This window comes from Streptomyces sp. NPDC049837 (assembly GCF_040674455.1).
In the GTDB taxonomy this organism is placed as follows: Bacteria; Actinomycetota; Actinomycetes; order Streptomycetales; family Streptomycetaceae; genus Streptomyces.
Genome location: NZ_JBFAMP010000009.1, coordinates 204,561 through 223,394 on the forward strand (window position 1 = coordinate 204,561; position 18,834 = coordinate 223,394).

The 18,834-nt window shown below is 72.8% G+C and carries 20 protein-coding genes; 17 read left to right on the forward strand and 3 right to left on the reverse strand.

Going from position 1 to position 18,834, the window contains the following annotated elements; translation table 11 throughout:
- Window positions 1-42: 42 nt before the first annotated feature.
- From AB0J57_RS24665 to glmM, 4 genes are all read left to right on the forward strand, one after another.
- The gene (locus tag AB0J57_RS24665) at window positions 43-1,662 is read left to right on the forward strand and encodes an ATP-binding cassette domain-containing protein (protein WP_366130445.1); all 1,620 of its coding nucleotides are present in this window, start codon (window positions 43-45) and stop codon (window positions 1,660-1,662) included.
- 326 nt (window positions 1,663-1,988) lie between these two features.
- Window positions 1,989-2,432 carry a 50S ribosomal protein L13 gene (gene rplM / locus AB0J57_RS24670; RefSeq protein ID WP_105868316.1) on the forward strand — a complete coding sequence of 148 codons (444 nt, stop codon included), beginning with the start codon at window positions 1,989-1,991 and terminating at the stop codon, window positions 2,430-2,432.
- 41 nt (window positions 2,433-2,473) lie between these two features.
- Entirely contained in the window at window positions 2,474-2,992 is a 519-nt protein-coding gene (rpsI, locus tag AB0J57_RS24675; protein ID WP_031076704.1) for a 30S ribosomal protein S9, read from the forward strand.
- 109 nt (window positions 2,993-3,101) lie between these two features.
- Window positions 3,102-4,460 carry a phosphoglucosamine mutase gene (gene glmM, locus AB0J57_RS24680; protein WP_366130585.1) on the forward strand — a complete coding sequence of 453 codons (1,359 nt, stop codon included), beginning with the start codon at window positions 3,102-3,104 and terminating at the stop codon, window positions 4,458-4,460.
- Between the two features lie 61 nt (window positions 4,461-4,521).
- Here glmM and AB0J57_RS24685 read toward each other — a convergent pair whose 3' ends face one another.
- Both AB0J57_RS24685 and coaA read right to left on the reverse strand, forming a co-directional pair.
- The gene (locus AB0J57_RS24685) at window positions 4,522-5,460 is read right to left on the reverse strand and encodes a DUF389 domain-containing protein (protein WP_366130446.1); all 939 of its coding nucleotides are present in this window, start codon (window positions 5,458-5,460) and stop codon (window positions 4,522-4,524) included.
- Between the two features lie 15 nt (window positions 5,461-5,475).
- On the reverse strand, window positions 5,476-6,468 hold the full coding sequence (gene coaA, locus AB0J57_RS24690) for a type I pantothenate kinase (RefSeq protein WP_366130586.1): 993 nt from the start codon (window positions 6,466-6,468) through the stop codon (window positions 5,476-5,478).
- A gap of 158 nt (window positions 6,469-6,626) precedes the next feature.
- Here coaA and AB0J57_RS24695 point away from each other — a divergent pair, with 158 nt between their 5' ends.
- The 9 genes from AB0J57_RS24695 (at window position 6,627) to AB0J57_RS24735 (ending at window position 15,603) form a co-directional block, all read left to right on the forward strand.
- Window positions 6,627-7,625, forward strand: a complete 999-nt coding sequence (locus AB0J57_RS24695) for an ATP-binding cassette domain-containing protein (RefSeq protein ID WP_366130447.1) — start codon at window positions 6,627-6,629, stop codon at window positions 7,623-7,625.
- Window positions 7,622-8,431 (forward strand): ABC transporter permease, encoded by an 810-nt coding sequence (locus AB0J57_RS24700; protein WP_366130448.1) that lies wholly within the window; start codon window positions 7,622-7,624, stop codon window positions 8,429-8,431. Before AB0J57_RS24695 ends, AB0J57_RS24700 begins: the two co-directional genes overlap by 4 nt.
- A 50-nt stretch (window positions 8,432-8,481) precedes the next feature.
- Window positions 8,482-10,329: a glutamine--fructose-6-phosphate transaminase (isomerizing) gene (gene glmS, locus AB0J57_RS24705; RefSeq protein ID WP_366130449.1), complete on the forward strand. Its 1,848-nt coding sequence runs from the start codon at window positions 8,482-8,484 to the stop codon at window positions 10,327-10,329.
- Window positions 10,326-10,694, forward strand: a complete 369-nt coding sequence (locus AB0J57_RS24710) for a holo-ACP synthase (RefSeq protein WP_366130451.1) — start codon at window positions 10,326-10,328, stop codon at window positions 10,692-10,694. Before glmS ends, AB0J57_RS24710 begins: the two co-directional genes overlap by 4 nt.
- Window positions 10,695-10,698: 4 nt before the next feature.
- On the forward strand, window positions 10,699-12,114 hold the full coding sequence (locus tag AB0J57_RS24715; protein WP_366130452.1) for an NAD(P)H-hydrate dehydratase: 1,416 nt from the start codon (window positions 10,699-10,701) through the stop codon (window positions 12,112-12,114).
- A gap of 247 nt (window positions 12,115-12,361) precedes the next feature.
- A complete protein-coding gene (gene alr, locus AB0J57_RS24720; protein WP_366130453.1) occupies window positions 12,362-13,507 on the forward strand; it encodes an alanine racemase in 1,146 nt (381 codons plus the stop codon).
- Between the two features lie 40 nt (window positions 13,508-13,547).
- The gene (locus tag AB0J57_RS24725; protein WP_366130454.1) at window positions 13,548-14,774 is read left to right on the forward strand and encodes an alpha/beta hydrolase; all 1,227 of its coding nucleotides are present in this window, start codon (window positions 13,548-13,550) and stop codon (window positions 14,772-14,774) included.
- The gene (tsaE, locus tag AB0J57_RS24730) at window positions 14,746-15,264 is read left to right on the forward strand and encodes a tRNA (adenosine(37)-N6)-threonylcarbamoyltransferase complex ATPase subunit type 1 TsaE (RefSeq protein ID WP_366130455.1); all 519 of its coding nucleotides are present in this window, start codon (window positions 14,746-14,748) and stop codon (window positions 15,262-15,264) included. The genes AB0J57_RS24725 and tsaE overlap by 29 nt, the downstream gene beginning before the upstream one ends.
- 141 nt (window positions 15,265-15,405) lie before the next feature.
- On the forward strand, window positions 15,406-15,603 hold the full coding sequence (locus AB0J57_RS24735; protein ID WP_366130456.1) for a hypothetical protein: 198 nt from the start codon (window positions 15,406-15,408) through the stop codon (window positions 15,601-15,603).
- 67 nt (window positions 15,604-15,670) lie between these two features.
- Here AB0J57_RS24735 and AB0J57_RS24740 read toward each other — a convergent pair whose 3' ends face one another.
- The gene (locus AB0J57_RS24740) at window positions 15,671-16,237 is read right to left on the reverse strand and encodes a L,D-transpeptidase (protein ID WP_366130457.1); all 567 of its coding nucleotides are present in this window, start codon (window positions 16,235-16,237) and stop codon (window positions 15,671-15,673) included.
- Window positions 16,238-16,343: 106 nt separating this feature from the next.
- On the opposite strand from AB0J57_RS24740, the gene tsaB reads away from it, so the two are divergent.
- The 4 genes from tsaB to AB0J57_RS24760 are packed head-to-tail and all read left to right on the forward strand — an operon-like array spanning window position 16,344 to window position 18,829.
- Window positions 16,344-17,000 carry a tRNA (adenosine(37)-N6)-threonylcarbamoyltransferase complex dimerization subunit type 1 TsaB gene (gene tsaB / locus AB0J57_RS24745; protein ID WP_366130458.1) on the forward strand — a complete coding sequence of 219 codons (657 nt, stop codon included), beginning with the start codon at window positions 16,344-16,346 and terminating at the stop codon, window positions 16,998-17,000.
- A gap of 17 nt (window positions 17,001-17,017) precedes the next feature.
- Window positions 17,018-17,485, forward strand: coding sequence for a ribosomal protein S18-alanine N-acetyltransferase (gene rimI, locus AB0J57_RS24750; protein ID WP_366130587.1), 468 nt, complete (start codon window positions 17,018-17,020; stop codon window positions 17,483-17,485).
- Entirely contained in the window at window positions 17,478-18,572 is a 1,095-nt protein-coding gene (gene tsaD / locus AB0J57_RS24755; RefSeq protein ID WP_366130459.1) for a tRNA (adenosine(37)-N6)-threonylcarbamoyltransferase complex transferase subunit TsaD, read from the forward strand. Before rimI ends, tsaD begins: the two co-directional genes overlap by 8 nt.
- Complete coding sequence (locus tag AB0J57_RS24760; protein WP_366130460.1) at window positions 18,569-18,829, forward strand: hypothetical protein; 261 nt, start codon at window positions 18,569-18,571, stop codon at window positions 18,827-18,829. Before tsaD ends, AB0J57_RS24760 begins: the two co-directional genes overlap by 4 nt.
- Window positions 18,830-18,834 lie beyond the last annotated feature (5 nt).

Below are 18,834 nucleotides of genomic sequence, written 5' to 3' on the forward strand. Positions count from 1 at the left end.
ACCGGTTGGGGCGGGGGTCCGCCCCCGGCGACAATGCGGGGCATGGGACATGTAGAGGTCGCGCATCTGGAGTACTACCTGCCGGACGGACGGGTGCTGCTCGGCGACGTCTCGTTCCGGGTGGGCGAGGGCGCGGTGGTGGCGCTCGTCGGCGCGAACGGGGCCGGTAAGACGACGCTGCTCCGGCTGATCTCGGGGGAGCTCCAGCCGCACGGGGGGACGGTGACCGTCGGCGGCGGGCTGGGCGTGATGCCGCAGTTCGTCGGGTCGGTACGGGACGAGCGGAGCGTGCGGGACCTGCTGGTGTCGGTCGCGCCGGCGCGGATCAGGGAGGCGGCGGCCGCGGTGGACGCCGCCGAGCACCGGATCCTGACCGTGGACGACGAGGCCGCGCAGATGGCGTACGCGCAGGCGCTGAGCGACTGGGCGGAGGCGCGGGGGTACGAGGCCGAGACCGTCTGGGACATGTGCACCATGGCGGCGCTGGGCGTGCCGTACGAGAAGGCGCAGTTCCGGGACGTGCGGACGCTCAGCGGGGGCGAGCAGAAGCGGCTCGTGCTGGAGGCGCTGCTGCGCGGCCCGGAAGAGGTGCTGCTGCTCGACGAGCCGGACAACTACCTGGACGTCCCCGGCAAGCGGTGGCTGGAGGAGCGGCTGGCCGAGACCCGCAAGACGGTGCTGTTCGTGTCGCACGACCGGGAGCTGCTGGCCCGGGCGGCCGAGAAGATCGTGGCGGTGGAGCCGGGACCGGCGGGGTCGGACGTGTGGGTGCACGGTGGCGGCTTCGGGACGTTCCACGAGGCGCGGCGGGAGCGGTTCGCGCGGTTCGAGGAGTTGCTGCGGCGCTGGGAGGAGAAGCACGCCCAGCTCAAGCAACTGGTCAACACCCTGAAGAACAAGGCCGCGTTCAACGACGGGCTGGCCTCCCGCTACCAGGCCGCCCAGACCCGGCTGCGGAAGTTCGAGGAGGCCGGTCCGCCGCCGGAGCCGCCGCGTGAGCAGGACATCCGGATGCGGCTGCGTGGCGGGCGCACCGGGGTGCGGGCGGTGACGTGCGCGGGGCTGGAGCTCGTGGGGCTGATGAAGCCCTTCGATCTGGAGGTCTTCTACGGGGAGCGGGTCGCGGTTCTCGGGTCGAACGGCTCGGGCAAGTCGCACTTCCTGCGGCTGCTGGCGGGGGAGGAGATCGCTCACACGGGGTCGTGGAAGCTGGGCGCGCGGGTGGTGCCCGGGCACTTCGCCCAGACGCACGCCCACCCGGAGCTGATGGGCCGCACGCTTGTCGACATCCTGTGGACCGAGCACGCGAAGGACCGTGGCGGTGCGATGTCCGTGCTGCGGCGCTACGAGCTGGAGCGCCAGGGCGACCAGGTCTTCGACCGGCTCTCGGGCGGCCAGCAGGCCCGGTTCCAGATCCTGCTGCTGGAGCTGTCGGGCACCACGGCGCTGCTCCTGGACGAGCCGACGGACAACCTGGACCTGGAGTCGGCGGAGGCCCTCCAGGCGGGGCTGGAGGCGTACGAGGGGACGGTGCTGGCCGTCACGCACGACCGCTGGTTCGCGCACTCGTTCGACCGGTACCTGGTCTTCGGCGCGGACGGCGTGGTCCGGGAAGTGCCGGAGCCGGTGTGGGACGAGCGGCGGGTGGAGCGAGCGCGGTAGGAGCGGGCTTCGGGGCCGCGCCCCGGGAGCCGGTGCCGGGGCGCTCGTGGCGGGTGGGGTGGGCCGCCACGCGGGGGGCCGGAGGCCCCGTGCGCCAAGGGGTGGGCGGGGCTGTTTTGACCCGTACGGGGCACGCGGCGTATCCTTCTGGTTCGTTATGCGTATTGGCTTGCTCGTTCTCACGTGAGAGGCCGTTACGCCGGTCCACCGGGCCGATGACCAGCGACACGCACTCGGGTTGCGTCCCCGATGTGCGGTCAAGGCTGTCGTGATCGTCCGGGTGGCCTTGTCAGGACCCACTCACTGAAGAAGCGAAGGCTACGACCGTGCGTACGTACAGCCCCAAGCCCGGCGATGTGACGCGCCAGTGGCACATCATCGACGCGCAGGACATCGTCCTGGGCCGTCTGGCGACCACCGCCGCCACCCTTCTGCGGGGCAAGCACAAGCCGATCTATGCGCCGCACGTTGACGCTGGTGACTTCGTCATCATCATCAACGCCGACAAGGTGCACCTGTCCGGCAACAAGCGGACCCAGAAGATGGCGTACCGCCACTCCGGTTACCCGGGTGGTCTGCGCTCCGTCCGCTACGACGAGCTGCTTGAGAAGAACCCCGAGAAGGCCGTTGAGAAGGCCGTCAAGGGCATGCTCCCCAAGAACACCCTTGGCCGTCAGATGCTCTCGAAGCTGAAGGTCTACGCGGGCGAGAACCACCCGCACGCTGCCCAGCAGCCGGTCCCGTTCGAGATCACCCAGGTCGCGCAGTAAGTCCGGCCACCCCCTAAGACGAAAAGAATCTGAGGAGCATCGTGGCCGAGACCACTGTTGAGAACCCCATCGAGGGCGAGGAGACCTACGCCGAGGTCACCACCTTCGAGTCCGAGGTCCCCGTCGAGGGTGAGTACACCTCCGAGTCGCTGGCGTCCCGCTTCGGCGAGCCGCAGCCGGCCGCCGGCCTGGGCCGCCGCAAGAACGCCATCGCCCGCGTCCGGATCGTCCCGGGCACCGGCAAGTGGAAGATCAACGGTCGCACCCTCGAGGACTACTTCCCGAACAAGGTGCACCAGCAGGAAGTCAACGAGCCCTTCAAGGTGCTCGAGCTCGACAACCGCTACGACGTCATCGCCCGCATCTCGGGTGGCGGCGTCTCCGGCCAGGCCGGCGCCCTGCGCCTCGGTGTGGCCCGCGCGCTGAACGAGGCGGACGTGGACAACAACCGCGGCCCGCTGAAGAAGGCCGGCTTCCTGAGCCGCGACGACCGTGCCGTCGAGCGCAAGAAGGCCGGTCTCAAGAAGGCCCGTAAGGCCCCGCAGTACAGCAAGCGCTAATCACGCCTGCTCGGTCTGCTCAACGTACGCCCCGGCGGCACCTCCGTGCTGCCGGGGCGTACGTCTATACGCTTCACCTTGCTTTTTCGGAGTAACTCGGAGGATGGCTGTGGGACGACTCTTCGGCACGGACGGTGTGCGCGGTGTCGCCAACGCGGATCTGACGGCGGAGCTCGCGCTCGGCCTGTCGGTCGCGGCGGCGCACGTGCTCGCCGAAGCGGGGACCTTTGAAGGACACCGGCCGACCGCCGTGGTCGGGCGTGACCCGCGTGCGTCGGGAGAGTTTCTGGAGGCCGCCGTCGTGGCCGGCCTCGCGAGCGCGGGCGTGGACGTCATGCGGGTCGGCGTGCTGCCGACGCCGGCCGTCGCGTACCTGACGGGCGCGCTCGGTGCCGACCTGGGCGTGATGCTCTCCGCCAGCCACAACGCCATGCCGGACAACGGCATCAAGTTCTTCGCGCGCGGCGGCCACAAGCTGGCCGACGAGCTGGAGGACCGGATCGAGGCGGTGTACGAGCAGCACCGCACCGGTGAGCCGTGGGACCGGCCCACCGGCGCCGGGGTCGGCCGGGTCGCCGACTACAAGGAGGGCTTCGACCAGTACGTCGCCCACCTGCTGTCCGTGCTGCCGAACCGGCTCGACGGGCTCAAGATCGTGCTGGACGAGGCGCACGGCGCCGCGTCGGGTGTGTCGCCCGCCGCGTTCCAGCAGGCCGGGGCCGAGGTCATCACGATCGGCGCCACCCCTGACGGGCTCAACATCAACGACGGCTGCGGCTCCACCCACCTGGAGATGCTGAAGGCCGCCGTCGTCGAGCACGGCGCCGACCTCGGCATCGCGCACGACGGCGACGCCGACCGCTGCCTGGCCGTGGACCACACGGGCGCCGAGGTGGACGGGGACCAGATCCTCGCCGTCCTCGCGCTCGCCATGCGCGAGGCGGGGACGCTGCGCGGTGACACCGTCGTCGCGACCGTGATGTCGAACCTGGGCTTCAAGCTCGCCATGGAGCGCGAGGGCCTCCAGCTCGTCCAGACGGCGGTCGGCGACCGTTACGTACTGGAGTCGATGAAGGAGCACGGGTACGCGCTCGGTGGCGAGCAGTCCGGGCACGTCATCGTGCTCGACCACGCCACCACCGGCGACGGCACCCTGACCGGTCTGCTGCTGGCGGCGCGCGTGGCGGCGACCGGGCGGTCGCTGGCCGAGCTGGCCGGAGTCATGGAGCGGCTGCCGCAGGTCCTGATCAACGTCAAGGACGTCGACAAGACGCGCGTGAAGACCTCCCCCGAGCTGGGCACCGCCGTCGCGGACGCCGAGCGCCGCCTCGGCAGCACCGGGCGGGTCCTGCTGCGTCCCTCGGGCACCGAGCCGCTCGTCCGCGTCATGGTCGAGGCCGCCGACATCGAGCAGGCCCGGTCGGTCGCCGGGGAGCTCGCCGACGTGGTGAAGTCCGCGCTGGGCTGACCGCCGGCGTGAAGGGGCGCCCCGCCGTTGCCGGTGGGGCGCCCCTTTCGCGTACGTACCGCTAGGCCCGCTGCGTACGGCGGCGCTGCCGCGCCCAGAAGTACTTCTGCGTCAGCAGCGTCACCGTGCCGGCGAGCACGATCGCGAGCAGGTTCAGCAGGAGCTGCTCGACGGAGCCCTTGGTCTGGCCGAGGTCGCCGTACCCCAGGGCCACGGCCGCGTTGGCCGCCGCGGGGACGGTGGTGACCGAGATGGCCACCCCCACCAGCGCGCCGGACTTCGCGGACGTCAGCGACAGCGTGCCGGCTGCCCCCGCCAGGAGGCCGACGACGAACGAGAACCAGTCGGGCGCGTAGATGAAGCCGGTGTTGGGGCGGTCGCCGTTCAGCCTGGTCTCGGTGAACAGCCCCAGCGCGTCCATGGCCAGGCTGAACAGCACCGTCAGCGCCATGGCCGCCGCGAAGCCCACGATCAGGGCGGCCAGCGACCGCACGGCCAGGCGAGGCCGGCGCTGCACCAGCGCCGTACAGATCCCGGCCAGCGGGCCGAACTCCGGGCCCACGGCCATCGCGCCCACGATCAGGATGGCGTTGTCCAGGACCACGCCGCAGGCCGCGATCATCGTGGCGAGCGTCAGGAACGCCACGTACGTCACGCTGAGCGTCGACTCCTCGTGCGTGGCGTCCTGGAGCTGCTCCCACAGCACCGCGTCCGCGCCCTCGCCGGGCGCGTCGTCCTCGGCCTTCTCCGCGTGCTTCGAGAGCGACAGGCCGATGTCCTCGACGGCGATCGAGCCCGACTTGTCGATGCCCAGGGCGCACAGGTCGGAGATCAGCCCGTCGCCCGCCTCGCGCGCCACGTCGCACAGCACGAGGTCGCCGGCCGGGTCACGGGCGGCGCCGGGGATGACGGCGAGGTGCGTCGTGCCGACCGTCTTCTCGATGGTGCCGACCACCTCGTCGGTACGGTCGGCCGGGACGATCAGGCGCAGGTGCAGCACGGCCGGGAGACCCCTTCAGAGCTTGCGGAGGGAGAGGCGCTGGACCTTGTGGTCCGGGCCCTTGCGTACGACGAGGGTGGCACGCCCGCGCGTCGGTGCCACGTTCTCCAGCAGATTCACCTTGTTGATCGTCCGCCACATGGTGCGGGCGTAGTCCAGCGCCTCCTCCTCGCTGACCTGCGTGTACTTGCGGAAGTACGAGGAGGGGTCCTGGAAGGCGGTCGCGCGCAACTTGCGGAAACGATTCAGGTACCAGGCCTCGATGTCCTCGGGGCGGGCGTCGACGTACACCGAGAAGTCGAAGTAGTCGGCCAGGCCGACCCGCGTGCGGCCGTCCTTGCCGGGCAGCGCGGGCTGGAGGACGTTCAGGCCCTCGACGATCAGGATGTCCGGGCGCCGGACCGTGAGGCGCTCCCCGGGGACGATGTCGTAGATCAGGTGCGAGTAGACGGGGGCGGTGACCTCGTCCTTGCCCGCCTTGATGTCGGCGACGAACCGGGTCAGGGCGCGCCGGTCGTACGACTCGGGGAAGCCCTTCCTGGACATCAGGCCGCGCTCCTGGAGCTCCTTCATCGGGAGCAGGAACCCGTCGGTGGTGACCCGCTCCACGCGCGGGTGCTCGGGCCAGCGGGCGAGCAGCGCCTGGAGGAGACGGGCGACGGTCGACTTGCCCACCGCGACGGAGCCGGCGACCCCTATGACGAACGGCGTGCCGCGCTGGGCGCTCTTCTCGCCGAGGAACGTGTTGAGCGCGCCGCGCAGGTTGGCCGTGGCGCCGACGTACAGGTTGAGGAGGCGGGAGAGCGGGAGGTAGATGTCGCGGACCTCGTCGAGGTCGATGACGTCGCCGAGACCGCGCAACCGCTCGACCTCCTCGGCGGTGAGGGGCAGCGGCGTCTTGTCGCGCAGCGCGCTCCACTCCTCGCGGGTGAGGTCGACGTACGGAGTGGTCTCCGCACGGCGGTGGGCGGCGGCGCTTCGTGGCGGCGAAGTGATCACACAGGCCATTGTCGTCCTTGCGGCGGTGTTGTGGGCCGTGTGCTCGGTCACCCCGGCCATCCTTCGTCCGACTGGAATGTCAGTGGCGTGCGTCACAGTTGTGGGGAAGGTGGGCGTCGGGGCTCCGGCGCTCGCGGCACGACGACCCGAGCCGAGGGGACGGTCCCATGACGTACGCGATCCAGGCGGAAGGCCTGGCCAAACGGTTCAAGGAGACCCAGGCGCTGGACGGCGTGGACCTGGCCGCCCGCACCGGGACGGTGCTGGGGCTGCTGGGGCCCAATGGGGCGGGGAAGACCACGGCGGTACGGATCTTCGCCACGTTGATCCAGCCCGATGCCGGCCGGGCGCTGGTCGCCGGGCACGACGTGGTGCGGGAGGCGGGGCTCGTGCGCTCGCTCGTCGGCCTGACCGGGCAGTACGCCGCGGTCGACGAGAACCTCACGGGCACGGAGAACCTGCTGCTGATCGGTCGGCTGCTGGGGATACCGCGCCGGGAGGCCAGAGCGCGGGCGGCGGAGCTGCTGGACCGCTTCGGGCTGGCCGACGCGGCGGGGCGCGCGGTGAAGACGTACTCGGGCGGCATGCGGCGCAGGCTGGACCTGGCGGCGAGCCTGGTGGGGCGGCCGCGGATCCTGTTCCTCGACGAGCCGACCACGGGCCTGGACCCGCGCAGCCGCGGCGAGCTGTGGGACATGCTGCGCGGCCTGGTCGCAGAGGGGGTGACCGCCCTGCTGACCACGCAGTATCTGAACGAGGCGGACATGCTCGCCGACGACATCGTGGTGATCGACAAGGGCCGGGTCATCGCCGAGGGCACGCCCGACGAGCTGAAGTCCCAGGTGGGCGGCCAGGTGCTCCAGGTGCGGCCGGTGCGGCCCCATGACCTGTCGACCGCCCACGCCCTGGTGGCCGAGGCGGCCGGGCGGCAGACGCAGATCGAGGGCGACGTGATCATCGCCCCGGTGAACGGCCCGGAGCTGATGCCCGCCGTCGTACGGCGGTTGGACGGGGCGGGGATCGCGGTGGGCGAGCTGACGCTGCGCCGCTCCTCCCTGGACGAGGTGTTCCTGGCGCTGACCGGGCACCGCGCGGAGCCGGAGCCGGGCCAGGAGACGCCGGAGCCCGACGACAGCGACATCGAGAAGGTGGTGAGTTCGGCATGACCGCCACGACGGCCGGTGCGCCCCTGACCGCGAGCGGCCGGGTGCGGCCGGGCGCGGGCCTGCGGCAGACGGCCACGATGGCCTGGCGGAGCCTGGTGGCCGTCAAGCACAACCCGCTGGAGCTGGTCGACTACAGCATCACGCCGATCATGTTCGTGTTCCTCTTCACGTATGTGATGGGCGGGCAGATGGCGGGGTCGCCGGACGCGTACCTGAAGTACGCGCTGCCGGGGATCATCGTCCAGAACACGCTCTTCATGACCATCTACACGGCGATGGCCCTCAACACCGACCTGACGAAAGGGGTGTTCGACCGGCTGCGGAGCCTGCCGATAGCCCGGTCCGCGCCACTTATCGGCCGGATCACCGCCGACCTGGCCAAGCACCTGTGGGCGATGCTGCTGATGCTCGGCCTGGGCCTGGCGCTCGGCTTCCGCATCACCGGCGGGCTGTTCGGGTTCCTGGCGGGCGCCCTGCTGCTGATCGCCTTCGCGGCGGCCGTGTCGTGGTGCGCGGTGCTCATCGGGATGCTCGCGGGCGACGCGGAGAAGGTGCAGGCGTTCGGCTTCACGCTGATCTTCCCGATCACGTTCACCAGCAGCGCGTTCGTCGTGGTCGACACCATGCCGGGCTGGCTCCAGGCCTGGGTCCACGTCAACCCGGTGACGCACCTGTCGGACGCGTTCCGCGGGCTGCTGCTGGGCGGTGAGGTGGGCCGGCCCGTGCTGTGGTCGCTGGTCTGGGCGGCGGGCATAGCCGTCGTCTTCTACCCGCTGGCCATGCGGGCGTACCGGGCGAAGGCGTGACCCGGGGCGGCACGGTGCCGTGACGGGACGTCGGTCGTAGGCTGCTCGGCATGTGCGGAATCGTGGGTTACGTCGGCGGGCAGTCGGCGCTTGATGTGGTGATCGCGGGCCTCAAGCGGCTCGAGTACCGGGGCTACGACTCGGCCGGTGTCGCGGTGCTCGCCGACGGCTCCCTGGCCGCGGCGAAGAAGGCGGGCAAGCTCGTCAACCTGGAGAAGGAGCTGGACAGCCGGCCGCTGCCCACCGGCGGCGCGGGGATCGGGCACACCCGGTGGGCGACGCACGGCGGGCCGACCGACGCCAACGCGCACCCGCACCTCGACAACGCCGGGCGGGTCGCCGTCGTCCACAACGGCATCATCGAGAACTTCGCGCCGCTGCGGACCGAACTGGCCGAGCGGGGGCACACCCTGGAGTCCGAGACGGACACCGAGGTCGTCTCGCACCTGCTCGCCGAGGAGTTCTCGTCGTGCGGCGACCTGGCGGAGGCGATGCGGCTGGTGTGCCGGCGGCTGGAGGGCGCCTTCACGCTCGTCGCCGTGCACGCCGACCAGCCCGACGTGGTCGTCGGGGCGCGGCGCAACTCGCCGCTGGTGGTCGGGGTCGGCCAGGGCGAGGCGTTCCTCGCCTCGGACGTGGCCGCGTTCATCGCCCACACCCGCTCGGCGATCGAGCTGGGGCAGGACCAGGTGGTGGAGCTGCGCCGGGAGGGCGTGACGGTCACCGACTTCGACGGGGCGCCCGCCGACGTGCGCGCGTACCACGTGGACTGGGACGCCTCGGCGGCCGAGAAGGGGGGATACGACTACTTCATGCTCAAGGAGATCGCCGAGCAGCCGAAGGCGGTCGCCGACACGCTCCTGGGCCGTATCGACGCGAGCGGTTCGCTGCGGCTGGACGAGCTGCGGATCGACGACGAGGTGCTGCGCGAGGCGCACAAGGTGGTCGTGGTGGCGTGCGGGACGGCGTTCCACGCCGGGCTGATCGCCAAGTACGCCATCGAGCACTGGACCCGCATCCCGTGCGAGGTGGAGCTGGCGAGCGAGTTCCGCTACCGGGACCCGATCCTGGACCACCGGACGCTGGTGATCGCGATCTCGCAGTCCGGCGAGACCATGGACACCCTCATGGCGCTGCGGCACGCCCGCGCGCAGGGTGCCCGGGTGCTGGCGATCTGCAACACCAACGGCTCGACGATCCCCCGCGAGTCGGACGGCGTGCTGTACACGCACGCCGGCCCGGAGGTGGCGGTGGCGTCCACCAAGGCGTTCCTGACGCAGCTCGTCGCCGTGTACCTGCTGGCCCTGTACCTGGGGCAGTTGCGCGGCACGAAGTGGGGCGACGAGATCCGGGCGGTCGTCAAGGACCTGGCGCGGATCGCCGACGACGTCGACCGGGTGCTGGAGACGATGGAGCCGGTGCGGGAGCTGGCCCGGTCGCTGGCGGACAAGAACACGGTGCTGTTCCTGGGGCGGCACGTGGGCTATCCGGTGGCCCTGGAGGGCGCGTTGAAGCTCAAGGAGCTCGCCTACATGCACGCGGAGGGCTTCGCCGCCGGTGAGCTCAAGCACGGGCCGATCGCGCTGATCGAGAAGGACCTGCCCGTCGTCGTCGTGGTCCCGTCGCCGCGCGGCCGCTCGGTCCTGCACGACAAGATCGTGTCGAACATCCAGGAGATCCGGGCCCGCGGCGCCCGCACGATCGTGATCGCCGAGGAGGGCGACGAGGCGGTGAGCCCTTACGCGGACCACCTGATCCGCATCCCGGCCACCCCGACGCTGCTCCAGCCGATGGTGTCGACGGTGCCGTTGCAGGTCTTCGCCTGCGAGCTGGCGACGGCCCGGGGCAACGAGGTCGACCAGCCGCGCAACCTGGCGAAGTCGGTCACCGTCGAATGATCATCGGGGTGGGCATCGACGTGGCGGAGATCGACCGGTTCGCGGCGGCGATGGAGCGTACGCCGCACATGGCGGAGCGGCTGTTCCTGGAGCGGGAGTTGCTGCTGCCGAGCGGGGAGCGGCGCGGCATCGCCTCGCTCGCGGCGCGGTTCGCCGCCAAGGAGGCGATCGCGAAGGCGCTCGGCGCACCGGCCGGGCTCCAGTGGACGGACGCGGAGGTGTACGTCGAGGACAGCGGGCAACCCCGGCTGCGGGTGCGCGGCACGGTCGCCGCACGCGCGGCGGAGCTGGGCGTACGGAACTGGCACGTGTCGCTCAGCCATGACGCGGGGGTGGCGTCGGCGGTGGTGATCGCGGAGGGTTGACCCCATGCGTACCGCTTACCGCGTGGAGACAGTACGGGCCGCCGAGGCCGAGTTGATGGCGAGGCTGCCGGAGGGCGCGCTGATGCAGCGGGCAGCGGCGGGGCTGGCCGCCGCGTGCGCCGGGCTGCTCGGGCGCGTCTACGGCTCCCGGGTGGTGCTGCTCGTCGGCAGCGGCGACAACGGGGGCGACGCGCTGTACGCGGGCGTCCGGCTGGCGCGCCGGGGCGCGGGCGTGTCGGCGGTGCTGCTGGGCTCGCGGGCGCACGCCGGCGGGCTGGCGGCGCTGCGGGGCGCCGGGGGCCGGGTCGTGGACGACGCCTTCGGGGCGCTGGGGGGCGCCGACCTCGTCGTGGACGGCATCACCGGGATCGGCGGGCGAGGCGGGCTTCGCCCGGAAGCCGTGGACGTGGTCCGGGCGGCCCGCGACTCGGGTGCCGTGCTGGTCGCCGTCGACCTGCCGAGCGGCGTGGACGCCGACACCGGGGAGGTGCACGGGGAGGCGGTACGGGCGGACGCGACGGTGACGTTCGGGGCGTACAAGCCGGGGCTGCTGATCGACCCGGCACGGGAGTACGCGGGGGCGGTCCGGCTCGTCGGCATCGGGCTCGCCCTGCCGCCGGAGCCGGACGTGGAGGCCCTCCAGCACGCGGACGTGGCGCGGCTCCTGCCCGTGCCGGTGGGCGAGAGCGACAAGTACCGGCGGGGCGTCGTCGGCGTCGTGGCCGGGTCGGCGCGCTACCCCGGCGCGGCCGTCCTCGCGGTGTCGGGCGCGCTGCGGGGCGGCGCCGGGGCGGTGCGGTACGTCGGGCCGGCCGGTGAAGCGGTGCTCGCCCGCCACCCGGAGACCCTGGTGCACGCGGGGCCGCCCGGCAAGGCGGGGCGCGTCCAGGCGTGGGTGATCGGCCCGGGCCTGGGCGACACGCCGGGCGTGGCCGACGTCCTGGGCTCCGACGTCCCGGTCCTGGTGGACGCCGACGGGCTGCGGAACCTGGACCCGTCCGTCGTGCGGTCCCGCCCGGCGCCCACGGTGCTGACCCCGCACGCGGGCGAGGCGGCCGCCCTGCTGGGCACCGCGCGGGAGGACGTGGAGTCCCGGCGCCTGGAGGCGGTACGGGAGCTGGCGGGCCGGTACGGCGCGACGGTGCTGCTCAAGGGCTCGACGACCCTGGTCGCCTCGGCCGACGGGCCGGTCCGGGTCAACCCGACGGGCACGCCCTGGCTCGCCACCGCCGGCAGCGGCGACGTCCTGTCGGGCCTGGCGGGTTCGCTGCTGGCGGCGGGCCTCGCCGCGCGCGACGCCGCGTCGGTCGCGGCCTACCTGCACGGCCTGGCGGCCCGCCGCGTCTCCCGGGACGCCCCCATCGCGGCGTACGACGTCGCGGAGGCGCTGCCGGGGGCGTGGCGGGACGTGCTTTTTTAAGGGCTCGGTTCGCCTCCGGGGCGCTGGAGCCGGTGTCGACGGTCGATCGTGCTCGGTTCCTCGTTCTTCGGAACCTCCGCGCGTTCTCCCTTTCGGCACCGTCGCGCCCCTTCACCTCTCCCCCAGAGGGGGCACCCCCACGCCATAGGTGCCGGGCGCGACGCCGGAGGTCCGACGGCGGCGAGCGTGACCTGGGTGACACGCGGGCGCGGCCGAGTGGCGGGCCGCACCTGAGAGACTGGGCGCGATGAGTGAGACACCGCAGACCCTTCGCGCCCGCGCCGAGATCGACCTCGGGGCGCTGCGCGCCAACGTGCGTGCCCTGCGGGGCCGTGTGGGGCCGGACGTCCAGGTCATGGGCGTCGTGAAGGCCGACGCGTACGGGCACGGGGCCGTGCCCTGCGCGCGGGCCGCGCTGGAGGCCGGGGCCACCTGGCTCGGGACCGCCACGCCGCACGAGGCGCTCGCCCTGCGGGCGGCCGGGATCGACGCGCCCGTCCTGTGCTGGCTGTGGACGCCCGGGGACCCCTGGGACGAGGGCATCCGGGCCGGCCTGGACATGTCCGTGAGCGGAATGTGGGCCCTGGACGAGGTCAGGGAGGCGGCGCGCCGGACCGCACAGCCGGCGCGCGTGCAGCTCAAGGCCGACACCGGGCTCGGGCGCAACGGCTGCCAGCCCGCCGACTGGGCCCGGCTCGTCGGCGAGGCGCTCACGGCCCAGGCCGAGGGCCTGCTGAAGGTCACCGGCGTCTGGTCGCACTTCGCGTGCGCCGACGAGCCCGGGCACCCCTCCATCCGCGCCCAGTTGGAGACGTTCCACGAGATGCTGGCGTACGCCGAGAAGGCGGGCGTCGAGCCGGAGGTGCGGCACATGGCCAACTCCCCGGCCACGCTCACCCTCCCGGAGACGCACTTCGACCTCGTACGGCCCGGCATCGCGATGTACGGCGTCTCGCCGAGCCCCGAGGTCGGCACGCCCGCCGACTTCGGGCTGCGGCCCGTGATGCGGCTGGTCGGCAGTGTCGCGCTCGTCAAGGACGTGCCGGGCGGGCACGGCGTCAGCTACGGGCACCACTACGTCACCGAGCGGGCCACGACCCTCGGTCTCGTCCCGCTCGGGTACGCCGACGGCATCCCGCGCCACGCGTCGGGCCGAGGCCCGGTGCTGGTCGGCGGCAAGGTGCGGACGGTGGCCGGGCGGGTCGCGATGGACCAGTTCGTCGTCGACCTCCACGGGGACGCCGTCGAGCCGGGTGCGCAAGCCGTGCTGTTCGGGGCAGGCGATGACGGTGAGCCGACCGCCGAGGACTGGGCGCGCGCCGCGGACACGATCGCGTACGAGATCGTGACGCGCATCGGTTCGCGGGTACCACGCGTCTACCTGAACGAGTAGCGGCAGCGGTAGCTGTAGCGGGAGCTAGGGAGCAGCCGTAGTGAGTGAGACCAGTTCGGTGGACGCGGCGGCGGGAGCGGTCTCCGCCGCCGCGGCCGGCAATTGGCGCCGCGCCGGTTTCGCCGGTGCCGCGATAGGGGTGATCGCGGCCGGCGCGGCGGCCGGTGTGGCCATCGAGCGGCTCACCGTCGGGCGCGGTATGCGCCGCAAGGCCCGCCTGGCGCTGGACGCCGCAGGTCCCTACGGCTCGCTGCGCGGTACGCCGGGCCGGGCCGAGGCCGACGACGGTACGGAGCTGTACTACGAGGTCGACGAGGTGGAGGCGGAGGCCGGCGCCCCGCGTCGCCGCCGGCTGTTCGGGCGCAAGGCGCCCGCCCCCGTCACGGTCGTCTTCAGCCACGGCTACTGCCTCAACCAGGACTCCTGGCACTTCCAGCGCGCCGCGCTGCGGGGCCTGGTCCGCACGGTCCACTGGGACCAGCGCAGCCACGGCCGCTCGGGGCGCGGCGCCGCGCAGCGCGGCCCCGACCGGGTGCCGGTCTCGATCGACCAGCTCGGCCGCGACCTGAAGGCCGTCATCGACGCGGCCGCCCCCGAGGGGCCGCTGGTGCTGGTCGGGCACTCGATGGGCGGCATGACGGTGATGGCGCTGGCCGATCAGTACCCGGAGCTGATCCGCGAGCGGGTCGTCGGCGTCGCCTTCGTCGGCACCTCGTGCGGCAACCTCGGCGAGGTCAACTACGGGCTGCCGGTCGCGGGCGTGAACGCCGTACGCCGGGTGCTGCCGGGCATACTGCGGGCGCTGGGCTCGCAGGCGGAGCTGGTGGAGCGCGGCCGCCGGGCCACGGCGGACCTGTTCGCGGGGCTCATCAAGCGGTACTCGTTCTCGTCGAAGGACGTGGACCCGGCGGTCGCCCGGTTCGCCGAGCGGATGATCGAGGGGACGCCCATCGACGTGGTCGCCGAGTTCTACCCGGCGTTCACCGAGCACGACAAGGCGGACGCGCTGGGCATCTTCGCCGAGGTGCCGGTGCTGGCGCTGGCCGGCGACCAGGACCTGGTTACGCCCAGCTCCCACACGGAGGCGATCGCGGGCCTCCTGCCGGACGCCGAGCTGGTCATCGTGCCCGACGGCGGGCACCTGGTGATGCTGGAGCACCCGGACGCGGTCACGGACCGGCTCGCGGACCTCTTGGTACGGGTGGGCGCCGTACCGGCAGCGACTAACGTTGGCACGTATGGAAGCACCGCACAGCCCGGCCCCTGAGGGGGCCACGGCCACCTCCGCCCGTTTCACCCTCCACGCACCCGAGCAGACACAGGAGCTGGGCCGTACGCTCGCCAAGCTCCTGCGCCCCGGCGACCTGGTCATGCTCACCGGCGAGCTCGGCGCCGGCAAGACGACGCTGACCCGCGGGCTCGGCGAGGGGCTCGGAGTGCGCGGCGCGGTGACGTCCCCGACGTTCGTCATCGCGCGCGTCCACCCGTCCCTGGTGGGCGGCCCCGCGCTGGTCCACGTCGACGCCTACCGCCTGGGCGGCGGGCTCGACGAGATGGAGGACCTCGACCTCGACGTCTCGCTGCCCGACTCGGTGGTGGTCGTGGAGTGGGGCGAGGGCAAGGTCGAGGACCTGACCGAGGACCGGCTGCACGTCGTCATCCACCGGGTCGTCGGCTCCACGGACGACGAGCGGCGGGTCGTGACGCTCACCGGGTACGGGGAGCGCTGGGCGGGCGTGGACCTGGCGCTGGGGTGACGGGGCGGGCGCGTGGCGCCGTACTTTCCGACAAGACGTCGGCATGATGTTGCGCCGTACCTCCGAGGCGTGGTCACATGGATACCAGGACCTGGTTAGGTCTACCTAACTATGCCTGCCCCGCAGCCCGAGGAGGCGACCATGCCGACGTCGAAGCAGGATGTGTCCATGCGCGATCTGCTGGCGTCGTGCGCGGCGGCCAGCGCCGTCTCCACGCCGCCGAAGGCAGCGGAAGCCGACGCCGAAGCGGACACCGCCGCGTCCCCGGCGCCCGGCCAGGACGCCACCCCCGAGGCCGGGGCCCCCGAAGCGACTCCGGAACGGCGCAGGGCGGCGTAGACGGGCGCGCGCACCGAGGCGGTACGCCCCGGCGCGCGAGCCGTGCGAGTCGGTGCCGGCGCATCCGTTACGGGACGACGACGACCTTCGAGTTGACCGTCGCGAACGTCCACATCGCGTCGCCGTCCGCCCGCTTCATGCGGATACCGCCCGTCCGGCGCGTCGGGTCCGGAGTGGACAGGGAGCCGTCGACCGCCGCGCTGAAGCCGATCGTCACGCCGTCCACGCTCGTGAACCGCACGACGTGCTCGATCTGGACGCCGTCGGAGCCCGGCACGGTGCCCGAGCGGGACGTCACGGAGTAGGTGCCCGGGGCCGGGTGGACCGTGCTCGGCATCACCGGGAACGTACGCGTCACCCTGTTCTTCTCGCCCACCAGCCACACCCGCCGCTCGCCGAGCGAGTACACCACCCGCACGCCCGTGCCCGACTGCTTCGGCAGGGCGAGCGCGGTGCCGGCCGGGTTCTTCGGCGCGCCGCCCGGCGCGGGGGCCGACGGCGAGGCGGCCGGGGCGGGTGACCCGGCCGACAGGTCGGCGGGGGCATTGGCCGACGCCTGGTAGGCGAGGAAGGCGACCGCGGCCAGAGCCGCCGCGGTGAGCCCGGCCACGAATCCCGAGCTGCTCCTTGCCACGCTGCTGCCCACCTCTCCCACGTACGTATGCGGTGTGACCGTAGCAGGATCACGCGCGTGTACCGGGGGCGCCGTGCCCGCCGCCACGGAGCCGTAGGCTGTTTGTGTGCTCTTGCTCGCCATGGATACCGCCACGCCCGCCGTCACCGTCGCCCTGCACGACGGGGAGTCCGTCCTCGCGCAGTCGAGTCAGGTCGACGCGCGCCGCCACGGGGAACTGCTGCTGCCCGCCGTGCACCGGGTGCTTCACGAAGCCGGTCTGAAGCTGGACGCCGTCACCGGCATCGTCGTCGGCGTCGGGCCCGGCCCGTACACCGGGCTCAGGGTCGGGCTGGTGACCGCGGCCACCTTCGCGTCGGCGCTCGGCGGCGTACCGGTGCACGGACTGTGCACGCTCGACGGACTCGCGTACGCCTCCGGGATCGAGGAGCCGTTCGTCGTGGCGACCGACGCGCGCCGCAAGGAGGTCTACTGGGCGCGGTACGACGACTGCCGCACCCGTGTGACCGACCCCGCCGTCGACCGGCCCGCCGACATCGCCGAACAGGTCGCCGGCCTCCCCGCCGTCGGCGCCGGCGCCCGCCTGTACGGCGAGGTGTTCCCGGACGCCCGCGGCCCCGAGCACCAGTCGGCCGCGGCGCTCGCGGCACTGGCGGCCGAGCGGCTGAAGGCGGGCGAGGCGTTCCTGGACCCGCGGCCGCTGTACCTGCGCCGCCCCGACGCCCAGGTGCCGAAAAACTACAAGGTGGTCACCCCCAAGTGACCCCCGTGCTGCGCGAGATGCGCTGGTGGGACATCGCGCCGGTGCTGGAGCTGGAACGGGAGCTGTTCCCCGACGACGCCTGGTCGGAGGGCATGTTCTGGTCCGAACTGGCCCACGCGCGCGGCCCCCAGGCCACCCGCCACTACGTGGTGGCCGAAGCCGGCGGCAGACTGGTCGGGTACGCGGGGCTGGCGGCGGCCGGCGGGCTCGGCGACGTCCAGACGATCGCCGTCGCCCGCGACCAGTGGGGCACCGGGCTCGGCGCCCGGCTGCTGGCCGACCTGCTCCAGCACGCCACCGCCTTCGAGTGCGACGAGGTCCTGCTCGAAGTGCGGGTCGACAACACCCGCGCCCAGAAGCTGTACGAGCGCTTCGGCTTCGAACCGATCGGCTTCCGCCGCGGCTACTACCAGCCGGGCAACATCGACGCGCTGGTCATGCGCCTGAACGTACACAACGTACAAGGAACTGAGAGTGATGGCTGACGAACCCCTCGTCCTCGGCATCGAGACCTCCTGCGACGAGACCGGAGTCGGCATCGTCCGGGGCACGACCCTGCTCGCGGACGCCGTCGCGTCGAGCGTGGACACGCATGCCCGGTTCGGCGGTGTCGTGCCCGAGATCGCCTCGCGCGCGCACCTGGAGGCGATGGTCCCGACCATCGAGCGCGCGCTCGATCAGGCCGGGGTCTCCGCCCGCGACCTGGACGGCATCGCCGTCACCGCCGGCCCCGGCCTCGCGGGGGCGCTCCTGGTGGGCGTGTCGGCGGCGAAGGCGTACGCGTTCGCGCTGGACAAGCCGCTGTACGGGGTGAACCACCTGGCCTCGCACATCTGCGTCGACCAACTGGAGCACGGGCCGCTGCCCGAGCCGACGATGGCGCTGCTGGTCTCCGGCGGACACTCCTCCCTGCTGCTCGCCCCGGACATCACCTCCGACGTCCGCCCCATGGGCTCGACGATCGACGACGCGGCGGGTGAGGCGTTCGACAAGATCGCGCGCGTGCTGGACCTGGGCTTCCCGGGCGGGCCGGTGATCGACCGGCTGGCGAAGGAGGGGGACCCGTCCGCCATCGCGTTCCCGCGCGGGCTGAGCGGGCCGAGGGACCCCGCGTACGACTTCTCCTTCTCGGGCCTGAAGACGGCCGTGGCCCGCTGGATCGAGGCCAAGCGCGCGGCGGGCGAGGAGGTCCCGGTACGGGACGTGGCGGCGTCCTTCCAGGAGGCGGTCGTCGACGTCCTGACCCGCAAGGCGGTGCGGGCCTGCAAGGACGAGGGCGTCGACCACCTGATGATCGGCGGCGGCGTGGCCGCCAACTCGCGGCTGCGGGCACTAGCGGAGGAGCGGTGCGAGCGGGCCGGCATCCGGCTGCGCGTGCCGCGCCCCAAGCTGTGCACCGACAACGGCGCGATGGTCGCGGCCCTCGGCGCCGAGATGGTGGCCCGCAACCGGCCGGCCTCGGACCTGGAGCTGTCGGCGGACTCCTCCCTGCCGGTCACCGACCCGCACGTGCCCGGGAACCACGACCACGACCACGTGCACGAGATCAGCAAGGACAACCTCTACTCATGACCGTGGTCACCCTCATGTGGGAGGCCCGCGCGGCGGAGGGCCGGGGCGCCGAACTCCTGGAGTGGGCACGCGCCCAGCCGCTGCCCACCGAGCCGGTCCGCCGGGAGACCTTCACGGCCCCCGGCGACCGGGTTCTGGTCCTGACCTGGTGGCAGGCCCCCTGCGACGCGGCCCTCCCCGAACTCCCCGAACCCGCCGCCGACCTGGTCACCCGCCCGGTGCACCGCTGGCGGTTCGAGTCGCACGGGACGGCCTGAGACGC

Excerpts from the sequence above, each read along its gene's own strand:
- AB0J57_RS24715 (WP_366130452.1), top strand. The coding sequence starts at position 10,699 with ATGCGTACCGCTTACCGCGTGGAGACAGTACGGGCCGCCGAGGCCGAG.
- AB0J57_RS24700 (WP_366130448.1), top strand. The coding sequence starts at position 7,622 with ATGACCGCCACGACGGCCGGTGCGCCCCTGACCGCGAGCGGCCGGGTG.
- AB0J57_RS24695 (WP_366130447.1), top strand. The coding sequence starts at position 6,627 with ATGACGTACGCGATCCAGGCGGAAGGCCTGGCCAAACGGTTCAAGGAG.
- AB0J57_RS24735 (WP_366130456.1), top strand. The coding sequence starts at position 15,406 with ATGCCGACGTCGAAGCAGGATGTGTCCATGCGCGATCTGCTGGCGTCG.
- tsaD (WP_366130459.1), top strand. The coding sequence starts at position 17,478 with ATGGCTGACGAACCCCTCGTCCTCGGCATCGAGACCTCCTGCGACGAG.
- AB0J57_RS24760 (WP_366130460.1), top strand. The coding sequence starts at position 18,569 with ATGACCGTGGTCACCCTCATGTGGGAGGCCCGCGCGGCGGAGGGCCGG.
- glmS (WP_366130449.1), top strand. The coding sequence starts at position 8,482 with ATGTGCGGAATCGTGGGTTACGTCGGCGGGCAGTCGGCGCTTGATGTG.
- coaA (WP_366130586.1), bottom strand. The coding sequence starts at position 6,468 with ATGGCCTGTGTGATCACTTCGCCGCCACGAAGCGCCGCCGCCCACCGC.
- tsaE (WP_366130455.1), top strand. The coding sequence starts at position 14,746 with ATGGAAGCACCGCACAGCCCGGCCCCTGAGGGGGCCACGGCCACCTCC.
- AB0J57_RS24710 (WP_366130451.1), top strand. The coding sequence starts at position 10,326 with ATGATCATCGGGGTGGGCATCGACGTGGCGGAGATCGACCGGTTCGCG.
- AB0J57_RS24665 (WP_366130445.1), top strand. The coding sequence starts at position 43 with ATGGGACATGTAGAGGTCGCGCATCTGGAGTACTACCTGCCGGACGGA.
- rimI (WP_366130587.1), top strand. The coding sequence starts at position 17,018 with ATGCGCTGGTGGGACATCGCGCCGGTGCTGGAGCTGGAACGGGAGCTG.
- alr (WP_366130453.1), top strand. The coding sequence starts at position 12,362 with ATGAGTGAGACACCGCAGACCCTTCGCGCCCGCGCCGAGATCGACCTC.